Below are 9,624 nucleotides of genomic sequence, written 5' to 3'. Positions count from 1 at the left end.
TTGGACACCTCTAGTTGAGTGGTAATGATACCACCTAAAATAGTGTCCGGGTTTATTGAACCACAACAAACAACCCCCCTTGACTAGAAAACAAAATTTGTTAGGCTTAGTTTAGCTGAGAGAACAGCTGACCTAGCCACGTTGGTGAAAAAAACACATACATACATTTTTATTTTAATTTCTATTAACTTAGAGTTTAGTGGCGAACTGTAAATAAATATAATAGGAATTATTATGTCATTTCATGACCTACCTATAATTGCTAATGTTAAACATCAAAGTAGTATAGTCCGTTTTTCATTGAGAAACTTTTCTAATAGCCACTTACCGACGTGTACAAATTTTCAGGAAATTTGGGTAAAATGCATAGGTAATTTTCATAGTTGGCAAGACTTCATCAGAAAGATAAAAGGCTACTCGGATGACCGCTCTGAAATTGTTCTGGCGAACAAAGATAACTTTTACGCTATCGTTAATCGCTTACAAGCAGAACTCCCGAATTATGGTATAGCTCAACTTAAATGGGCTGTAGCCTCCTCATTCGTGAACAAGCAAAAAGTACATACTAGCTTGATAGAACAAGCCATAATGAGGAAGTCTATACGAGATCTTAATATGCTTGAAGAACATGTAGAGTTGGGTTTTTTAGAACCGAGCAGTGACAATGTAGCTATTATATCTCAGCACCTATTTACCCCAACTGAGTTAGGAAAATATGCAGCAGGTATAAGTTTAGAAATAACACAAAAGCGACCCCTATCTCATGTTCAGTTAGCACGCCTTGGACTTTCCTCCACACTTTGCCGACTTGAAACTATCAGTTCTTCGGTAACTATCAGTTGGGGATACGAAGCGTAGCATTAAGCTATGAGGTTTATGCTCTCCGGCATAAACCTCATATTATGACTCTGCGTTAATGATCCGAATGAAAAATTGTTCGCTATTTTAATTTAAACCACCTTCCTCAACCCATTCACATATCCACGCTTATAAATTTCGTTCCCATCAGCATCTTTGACTTGGCCTGTGGGCATAACTTCCCAGTCTTGTTTATTGAAAAACGCATCAGAAATTGCGGCTTTAATGGCTTCAATTTCCAACGGTACCAGTCGTTTGTTTTCAAGTGTGGTGTTGGTTTTATCGCCTTTAGTTCTGTCTATAAACAAGTCTGAGTTGGCTTTTAACGTGTTGAGCTGGTCACGGTATTTGTTACGTTCGGCAATCAATGACCCTACGACGGCTCTAATCACAGGGTCGTCGATGGCATCCAGAATATGTTGGTCGTTACTGTTCAATAGCTGTTTTTGGCGCACTGAGAGTGGCTTTTTCCACGTTGTGCCTGCATAGGCTGCCCAAGCCTCAATTAATTGCTGAAAGTGCTTGCCTGTGCGATTACGGATGGTTTGTGTTGATGGACCGCCTTGTTCTTTTGACAACCGTCCGATCGTTGCCATAGAAAAGTCGAGAGGCGTTATTCTACTTTGTTGCTCAAGCACTGCATTCAATACCGTTAAAGCATTGGCGGTTCTTGCGGTGGCGCTTGCGCATAGCTCTTGCAGCACTAGGGTTGGGTCAACTGGATTAGCCATTTTTCTTCACTCCTAAAGTGGCTGTTGCCATGCTTGCTAATGTTCTGATGCTAATGCCTGTGTTACTTTCAATCGCTTGTACACCTTGCTCGAGCAGGCCTGCGTCTTTCAAGTAAGCTTCAGTATCAAGGTAAGTTGAAAGCATTGTCATGGCTTTGCTTTTGTCTGGTTCTTTAGTGGCATTTAGCATGGCATTGACCATCACATTGCCAAGCTTAAGCTGCGCTTCGTCGTCGAGCTGCATCAGGATTGGTTGGTAGCCCATGCGCATTAGCATGGTGTTTAGCATGTTTGATCTGTGATTAATGGCCGTGGTTTTCTTTAAGTCATCTTTTAAGTCTGCAAATACCTCTGCGTCATCGCAGATTTGGATCAGCTGCCTAAACTCAGATTTCGTGTCTAAAAAGCTAAAGAATGGTGATATGTCTTGTGCCGAGCCAAGCGCAATTACTTTGTCTTTGCAGTCGTGTTCTTCCCGATTTTGTTCAATACTTAGTACCCTACGGATCACCTGAAAACATGCTACTAAGTCTTTGCAGTATTCATCGGCTTCGGTTTTGTGTCGCTCAATACGCCTGTCTATGCTGTTTAGTTGGTCGCGCTTGCTAAATGGGGTGCCATTTACTTCACAAAAGTATTCTTCATCCAATAAGCTCGCTTGCTCGCCCTCGAGTCCCGCAGCAATTTTGGCCGCTTCTGTGGCGTGATAGCTTAGGTTGTTAAAGTGAGCCGTAAGCGCTTGAATATAGCGGATGCTGGTAATAAACCAGCGGCAGCGAATACAGTTTTCAATGCCATGGGGTACTGGCGCGTGTAAATCGGCTTGGTTTCGATTCGCTTTTTTGAGCTTATCGCCGCCATTCCAGCACCCAGCAATAGAGGCATGTTCAACCAAAGGCGAGGTGTTGCCTCCTGCTAAACAAATGCCTATCGACTTTTCTTGCCACCCAGCAGGGTTGCGCACTCTCAATGCAGTTTGTAGCGATTNAATATCTTTGAATGCGGCTTGCAAGCCGATTTCTTCAATGGATTTATTGGCCAAGAATGACTGCAAGCTATCGTCTGCTTTGTCAATTATTTTGCCTTCAGCCTCACGCATTTTCTTGGCCATCATCACAGGCGTGAGTTTGGTGTAGTGCAAAGTCATGATCAAACGACTGTGGCCAACCAACAGCTTTGACAATATCGGTGTCGGTATTTCCCCCTCAATGGCATAGCAAGTGATCAAAGAAACGCGTAATGCATGTAAAGGGAATAGCGGCCTTCTGGCATTTTTAGGGTCAACAAAATGCACTTTGGCACCATCTCTTAAAGTATGTTCTTTTTTCGCCACATCGTGTTCGAGTTGGGCAAGCAAAGCCACCCAAAGTGCGTTAACATAACCATCTGTAATTGGCATACGCCGTTCGCGCTTACGATACGCAGCAGCATTGCGAAACAAAAAGCAAATATCACCAATTTCACTGCGTTGAATTTTGGTTTTAGTGCTACCAAAGTGCTTGTAGTCTAAGTCGTAAATAGAGGTAGGTTTACTTATTGGGTTGTACTTTTCTTGCCAGTTTCTGAGCTTTTCTAGCCAATACAACACCTCTTCGTGTTGCCAAGGGATCACGTATCCCCGAGTTATTTCATCTTTGTTTCTATCTGCGGTTTTATTGGTGTTTATGTACATGCCCGTCATCACATCACCAATATCTGGTGTAATAATGCGGTGGAATACCCCTTTTTGCCATGGGCGCTTATCGCTGCCTTCAGCAAAAGGGTGTTGCGTATTCATTTGCCACTCGCCATTACTGTAACGCCATGTATCAGCCTCACCCGAGTCCAGCATTCGCACTTGAAAGGTTCGCAAAGGTAGCTGCAATTTAAGATACAAAGCCATAGCACGAACGGGCGACCAAATTAAGTAAATGCTGTCACCCTTTTCTAAGGTTCTAAGTGCGCCATCGATTCTTATTTGCCGCTGTTTATCTAGTGTGTGTTTTTGCCAAACACAATCGGGGTCTGCTTTGTCTATCACCGACTCATCAACCAAAATCCAGTCTTTTAAAAAACGAGCATTGGTGAAGAAAATCTCACTGTAGTCGATGGCCCACTGCCATTGCTTAAAGTGACCCCGAGGCGCGGGGCATAATATGCTGCGCAGTTGCTTAATATAGGCGTAGGGTAAAGCGTTGTAGACCGTTTCCTGCCGTCTTACAGGGTTTTGCTCTTTATCAAAGGGGTTTTGGAATAGCGGTACAGGATCGCCATTATCATCTGGCTCTGAGTAGTAGGTATCAATTATCCAATCAATAAAGCGGCATACATCGTTGTTTTGCCTAACACGGTAGCCTTCGTTCAGCTCAAACGACATAAGAAATTTGTTGTAGTCTTGATCTGCCAGTGTAAAAAGCTCAATGGGGTCGATAATAAATCGCGGTACCAAGTATTCGTCTAAAAAGCGTGAAATAGCTGCGCGTGAGTGGTCAATGCCGTATTGCTTTTGTTCAAGCCAAGCAGAGGCCAACTCCCGCCATGTTTCCCAACCTGAGCCGTTTTTCTTGATAAACCAATTGAACTCATAATCCTGTGTTTTCATGGTTTATATCTCCTTAATTTAGGGTACTTACCGCTAAATAGCCCATCTGGATCAATATCTTCAAAGCCCGATTCCATCACGTTTTGCCAGCTCACGCTGACGTCTTCTTTAAACTCGGCATAGTGTTGACCATCAAGGTTTTTTGACGCTCTTTCACATGCCAACGTCACATCTCTAATACTGGGTTGGGTATATACGGCTTGTGATAACAACGAAGCATGGTGGAGTGCCTTTTTGATCAGCCTTGGATCAATGCCCGCGCTCGACATGCGTCTGCCATAAGCATGACGGTGAGCATGCGGGGTTCGTCCTTCGGGTTTTGACACAACAAGGTTGATGCGAGCCATGGCCGCTTTATAACTTTGGTTAAACGCGTTTAGGGTGAGTGATTGGCCTTCATGCGCTTGCGAAAAAGACACAAATGCGTAAGGGTGCATTCTTGGCAACGGTAATAGGTAAAGTAAGTATTGCTGCCACAACTTGGCAAATAGCTCGCCGTAAAAGGCAGGAAACCAGTGCAGTTGAATGTAGTTTTCGTCATCATCAACTACTTTGGTTTTCCAGCCAATTCGGCCGGTACCCGTCATGCGGTTACGAGGAATTAGGTTGAAGTTCTCAGACAAATACGCTGCGCGTGTTTTTTGTCGTTTGCGGCCAGTCCAATTATTTGGTGCTCTGCCATCTTCAGGATGATACAAGCGTACTATTACACCGCTTGGGTTTTCTGGGTCGTAAAACACATCATCTACCCAAAGGTGCAAAGCATCACTTTCCCGTATACCGGTGCCATGCATCAGCAGCACAATAAGCTGATCACGCAGTGCCACGCGCTTATCTCTGGCTTTGCCTAAACCTTGGATAAAAAAGGGTTTAAAGAGCTTTTCTGGAAATGAAATGGCATCACCGTCAACCTTTAGCACATCCTTTTTGCCACGTACTTTGCGCACGGTTTTAAGCACACTAGGTAAAGGGTTACTTTTGATATGGCCTAAAAAGTTGTACTGGTTACGTTTGTACCATGCAGCATAGTTAAGGCGTTCTTGATGAGAGCTGGCTTGTTCAAATGGGTTTAAGCTAGTTGTATTTCTGTTATTGGCGAGCCAATCCGTTAAGCCATTTAGCGCAGATAAAAGTTGATTTACGTTTGCTGTAGAACGAGGTAGCCAGTATAAACCCGATGGGTCATTCCCTTCTGGGCTAATGGTACCCAACGATAAACGCATTACAAATGATTGAAATAACTTACTGGCGTCTGAAAATAACCCTGTGTTGGCTTCCATGTATTCGAGCAAAAGCTGGCAAGCAAACGTAATGCGATTCATCCATGGCAAACTTTTAATGTGCGACTGACTTATAACGTAATCAAGTAAGGGATCGAATACACCATATTCGCTAAGCAACACAGGTACTTCAATCAATAAGCCTGAATTATCTGTTTTAACTTGCGCAAGAACTTTGACTAACACGGTAACTAAACCAATTAGTGCTGAAGAGTTTTAGTAGATTAGTAGAGAAAGTACTATTGATCTAATGAACTGAGATTTAGTTTTTAACTTTAAAAAGATAGGAATTAGTATGTTTTAGTATAGTTTTGAATACTATTAATAAGACTTACACTTCAAACAACAAGTATGGAAGTTTGGGTGGCAGTCTTACCAGCCACATCCCGGCACACAAGTCATACGCTGTGGCTGCTTCGTTCCCGACCTGACCAGATTCACGTACTATTGTTGCGAGAGGACCAATAAGACTACCATTGAGGGCCTTGTTTGGCGCGGGAAGAATTATCTCGAAGATTGCAGGGGGATGCAAGGGAAAAGTCAAAAAGCTTGGCTAACTGGGTGATGTTTAAACAGTTTGCCAAGCTTTTGTGGATTTTATGAGGCTGTGTGCTTATTTGTTCAACGCAATTTTAATTTCTTCTAGGCGCTTTTTCACTTTCTTCATGTTTTCAGGGCCCATTCTTAAAAACTGTTTTTGCGCTGGAGAAAGTTGCTCCCATTCTGCATAAGCATATTTATAGGTAACTGAGTCTTTTACCAAAGGCAGTGCTGTATCTGGAATGGGTGTTGCCAACAACTCGTCGATTGCGTCAGTTAACGTGCCGTTGAATGCATCTCCTTCGTAGCCTATTTCTTCGTATGCTTCTTCAAACAATGGTTTGTATTGGTCGTATAGTCTAACCACTTGCGCGGTACTCATGGTGTCGAACATGGCGACATAAGGTGTGTAACGCTCGTAGCTGTTAGGATCGGTAATAATAATGTCGTCATCAATTACGCTAAAGCCATCTTGCGGCTTCACCACTGGTGCGTGGTTTTCTGCCACTTTACCCTTTGCTAGGTTATCTACATAAACTACCGTACGGCGGATCACGTCATCGTCTGCCAGCAATTTTACCGCTTGATTAGAGAGATAATTTGATATCGCTTCTTTAATTTCTGTATCACTTTGTGAAAGCGGTGGCAAGGTTACTTCAGGCTCAACCGGCTCTACTTGCTCTGGCTCGATTTGCTCTCGTTGCGGTGGCAAGGTTACTTCAGGCTCAACCACTTGCTCTGGTGGTGTTTCTCTTGCGGTATTGACCAGTGGCGTTTCGGTTTGTTCAGGCACAACAATATCTTGTTTTACCTTTTGGTTTTCCGTCGATGGAGTGTCTTTTTGTGCTAGCACAAACACAGCCACAATAATCAACGCTAGTACAACTACCGCGGCAAATAACAACTGGCTGTTAGAAGGTCTTTTATTACCTTCTTGATGATTCTCTGACATGGGGACTCCCTCTTCGTCATTGTTGATACGCGTTAATGTAAAACTATCACCAAATACTTGACTAATAACTTAATGCGCGCTGAAACCCTAAAAAAATGCGTTGTGGTGCAAACTCTGGCTACACCTTGTTCAAACATTTGATCTTAATAAAAATACTTGAGCACCGAACTTAAGTTCAGTACATTGAAGTTAAGCTAAATTGCCACTTTATTAAATACAAAATCGCGCCAATTAGCGACTAAATTAAACCGCTAGTTTGTTAAAATTTGTTTGTGCCACCATAGCGCTTTAGTGCTTAAATTTCAAAATAATAGCCTGATATGTTGCGCGGGTATGTGCACTCAGACAACTTGGGTTTTAGCTAGGTTCAACTAGAATAAATAAAACAACCTATAAGCGGCTTGAGGGCAAAGTGGCACTTTACTACTAAAAATAACGCATTTACTGGAGTTATCAACTCTTTGCACCTAAAGCATTACAACATCAACAAAGATAAATAGCGCATAAAAAGACCAAATTTAAATTAAGCAAATTTAACAGCAGGATGGCCTCTTTTGAGAAAGCACAGAACGAGTGATAAAAAAATTGCCTTACTACTGACTGGAGGTGGTGCAAGAGCCGCTTATCAAGTTGGGGTATTAAAGGCGCTTGCGCAAAGTATGCCTCGTACTTCTCCCCTCCCTTTTGAGATCATTACTGGTACCTCTGCCGGCGCAATTAACTCGGCGGGAATTGCCTGTTACGCATCTTGTTTTCACCTTGCGGTGAAAAAAGTGGAATATATTTGGAAGAACTTTAGCACCGACATGGTGTACAAAAGCTCGTTTACTGGTGCATACGGCCATTTATTTGCCAATATGATGCGCAGCTTTCAAGCGCAATACCTTAATCAGCCACCAGCCAGCTTGTTAAATAATTCGCCGCTTCGAAAGCTGCTGGCCAATGTGCTTGATTTAAATCGTATCGATCACAATCTACACCGCCATTATCTTGATGCTATCGCTATTACGGTTTCGAGCTATTCTACTGGTAAATCTGTGGCGTTTTATCAGGCGAACAATGCAGAGCCTTGGCAGCGCTCAAAGCGCGAAGGTGTTCCGGGCACAATTTCGCTCGACTTACTCATGGCAAGTTCAGCTATACCTATGGTGTTTCCAAGCGTGCGCGTTAAGCATCATTACTATGGTGATGGCTCTATCCACCAGCTCTCCCCGCTTAGCCCTGCCATTCATTTAGGTGCGGATAAAATCTTTGTGATTGGTGTTGAGCAGCCTAAACTACCACAACCGCTCGGTTATGAGCCGCATTTTCCGGGAATGTCTGTGGTCGCGGGTCACCTGCTAGACAGTGTGTTTAGCGATACCTTAAATTCAGACATCGAACGGCTCGACCGCGTCAACCGTACGGTAAGTTTGCTACCGGCCAGAGAAAAGCACAAAGAGCTTAGGCGAGTAGATCATATGCTCATCAAGCCAACGGTTAATTTTAATGAAGTCGCAGATAATTATTACGAAGATATACCATTGGCAATCAAGCTGTTGCTCAGAACCATGGGGGTTAAAAAGCATTCTCCGTCGAGTTTAACGAGTTACCTGCTGTTTGAGCGTACTTATACACAAAAACTCATTGAGCTTGGATTTGAAGACGGCATGAGCCGCTTGGACGAAATGAGAGAGTTTTTGGAACTTAAATAAGATTTAAACCATATTCAAAATAAGGAAGTAGTAACGCATGTGGCCAACTGATAAACCACTGATAGGACAGCATGTCACCCTTGAACCATTATCAACAACACATATTAATGCGCTGCAACAGGCAGTAAAAGATGGTGAAGCTTGGAAGCTTTGGTATGCCAATGTCCCCACCCCAGACGATATGGAGCGCTATGTTAACACTGCGATAAGTCAAGCATCTGAAGGCAATCTTGCCTATGCGGTAAAGCTAAATAGCAGCAACGAAATTGTGGGAACCACCCGCTATTACAATACAGATATAGCCAATCGCCATGCCATGCTAGGCTATACTTGGTACAGCGATAAAGTGCGTCGAACAGCGGTTAACACGGAGTGTAAGCTTTTGCTGTTACAGCAACTTTTTGAAGATTTTGACGCCATTGCCGTTGAATTTAGAACCCACTTTTTTAATCATGCTTCTCGAAGTGCCATAGAGCGGCTTGGCGCCAAACTCGATGGTATCTTGCGCAGCCACCAGATCGGTAGAAACGGCGAGCTAAGAGACACCGTGGTGTATTCGATTATCGCCTCAGAATGGCCCACCGTTAAGCAGCATTTATTGAGCAAGCTCGATAAGTAGTAAAAGCATAAAAGATCGCAGGATAAACCTGCTCCTACTTTGTGTTGTAGGAGACGTTTTACGTAGCGAGCCGTAACAGCAAAAACAACATTCAAGATCGCAGGGTGAACATGCTCCTACTTTGTGTTGTAGGAGACGTTTTACGCGGCGATCTGTAACAACAAAAACAGCGCACAAGATCGCAGGGTAAACCTGCTCCTACTTTGTGTTGTAGGAGACGCTTTACGTAGCGAGCCGTAACAGCAAAAACAACATTCAAGATCGCAGGGTGAACATGCTCCTACTTTGTGTTGTAGGAGACGTTTTACGCGGCGATCTGTAACAACAAAAACAGCGCACGAGATCGCAGGATAAACCTGCTCCTACTCA

7 protein-coding genes and 1 other RNA gene are annotated in these 9,624 nt (G+C 43.4%); 3 read left to right on the top strand and 5 right to left on the bottom strand.

Features of this window, described 5'->3' with window-relative positions:
• The first annotated feature begins 234 nt into the window (after positions 1 to 234).
• Positions 235 to 858, top strand: a complete 624-nt coding sequence (locus CKO50_RS06395) for a hypothetical protein (RefSeq protein ID WP_095727483.1) — start codon at positions 235 to 237, stop codon at positions 856 to 858.
• A 92-nt stretch (positions 859 to 950) separates the two neighbouring features.
• Here CKO50_RS06395 and gmtX read toward each other — a convergent pair whose 3' ends face one another.
• From gmtX to CKO50_RS06370, 5 genes are all read right to left on the bottom strand, one after another.
• Positions 951 to 1,589 carry a gamma-mobile-trio protein GmtX gene (gene gmtX, locus CKO50_RS06390; protein ID WP_095727482.1) on the bottom strand — a complete coding sequence of 213 codons (639 nt, stop codon included), beginning with the start codon at positions 1,587 to 1,589 and terminating at the stop codon, positions 951 to 953.
• Positions 1,582 to 4,170 carry an integrase family protein gene (locus tag CKO50_RS06385; RefSeq protein ID WP_095727481.1) on the bottom strand — a complete coding sequence of 863 codons (2,589 nt, stop codon included), beginning with the start codon at positions 4,168 to 4,170 and terminating at the stop codon, positions 1,582 to 1,584. The genes gmtX and CKO50_RS06385 overlap by 8 nt, the downstream gene beginning before the upstream one ends.
• Positions 4,167 to 5,636: a gamma-mobile-trio recombinase GmtY gene (gmtY, locus tag CKO50_RS06380; RefSeq protein WP_095727480.1), complete on the bottom strand. Its 1,470-nt coding sequence runs from the start codon at positions 5,634 to 5,636 to the stop codon at positions 4,167 to 4,169. Before gmtY ends, CKO50_RS06385 begins: the two co-directional genes overlap by 4 nt.
• A 184-nt stretch (positions 5,637 to 5,820) precedes the next feature.
• Positions 5,821 to 5,917: signal recognition particle sRNA small type (ffs, locus tag CKO50_RS06375), an RNA gene on the bottom strand.
• Positions 5,918 to 6,063: 146 nt separating this feature from the next.
• Complete coding sequence (locus CKO50_RS06370) at positions 6,064 to 6,942, bottom strand: DUF3014 domain-containing protein (protein ID WP_095727479.1); 879 nt, start codon at positions 6,940 to 6,942, stop codon at positions 6,064 to 6,066.
• A gap of 554 nt (positions 6,943 to 7,496) precedes the next feature.
• On the opposite strand from CKO50_RS06370, the gene CKO50_RS06365 reads away from it, so the two are divergent.
• Both CKO50_RS06365 and CKO50_RS06360 read left to right on the top strand, forming a co-directional pair.
• Positions 7,497 to 8,636, top strand: a complete 1,140-nt coding sequence (locus CKO50_RS06365) for a patatin-like phospholipase family protein (protein ID WP_095727478.1) — start codon at positions 7,497 to 7,499, stop codon at positions 8,634 to 8,636.
• Positions 8,637 to 8,673: 37 nt separating this feature from the next.
• Positions 8,674 to 9,255, top strand: coding sequence for a GNAT family N-acetyltransferase (locus CKO50_RS06360; RefSeq protein ID WP_095727477.1), 582 nt, complete (start codon positions 8,674 to 8,676; stop codon positions 9,253 to 9,255).
• Positions 9,256 to 9,624: the final 369 nt, after the last annotated feature.

The organism is Pseudoalteromonas sp. HM-SA03, assembly GCF_002289345.1.
In the GTDB taxonomy this organism is placed as follows: domain Bacteria; phylum Pseudomonadota; class Gammaproteobacteria; order Enterobacterales; family Alteromonadaceae; genus Pseudoalteromonas.
The sequence above is the reverse complement of the archived record's forward strand: the minus strand, read 5'-3'. Positions and strand labels throughout refer to the sequence as shown.

Bases quoted from the DNA above. Each gene is read 5' to 3' on its own strand.
- CKO50_RS06395 (WP_095727483.1), top strand. From the start codon at position 235: ATGTCATTTCATGACCTACCTATAATTGCTAATGTTAAACATCAAAGT.
- gmtX (WP_095727482.1), bottom strand. From the start codon at position 1,589: ATGGCTAATCCAGTTGACCCAACCCTAGTGCTGCAAGAGCTATGCGCA.
- CKO50_RS06370 (WP_095727479.1), bottom strand. From the start codon at position 6,942: ATGTCAGAGAATCATCAAGAAGGTAATAAAAGACCTTCTAACAGCCAG.
- CKO50_RS06360 (WP_095727477.1), top strand. From the start codon at position 8,674: ATGTGGCCAACTGATAAACCACTGATAGGACAGCATGTCACCCTTGAA.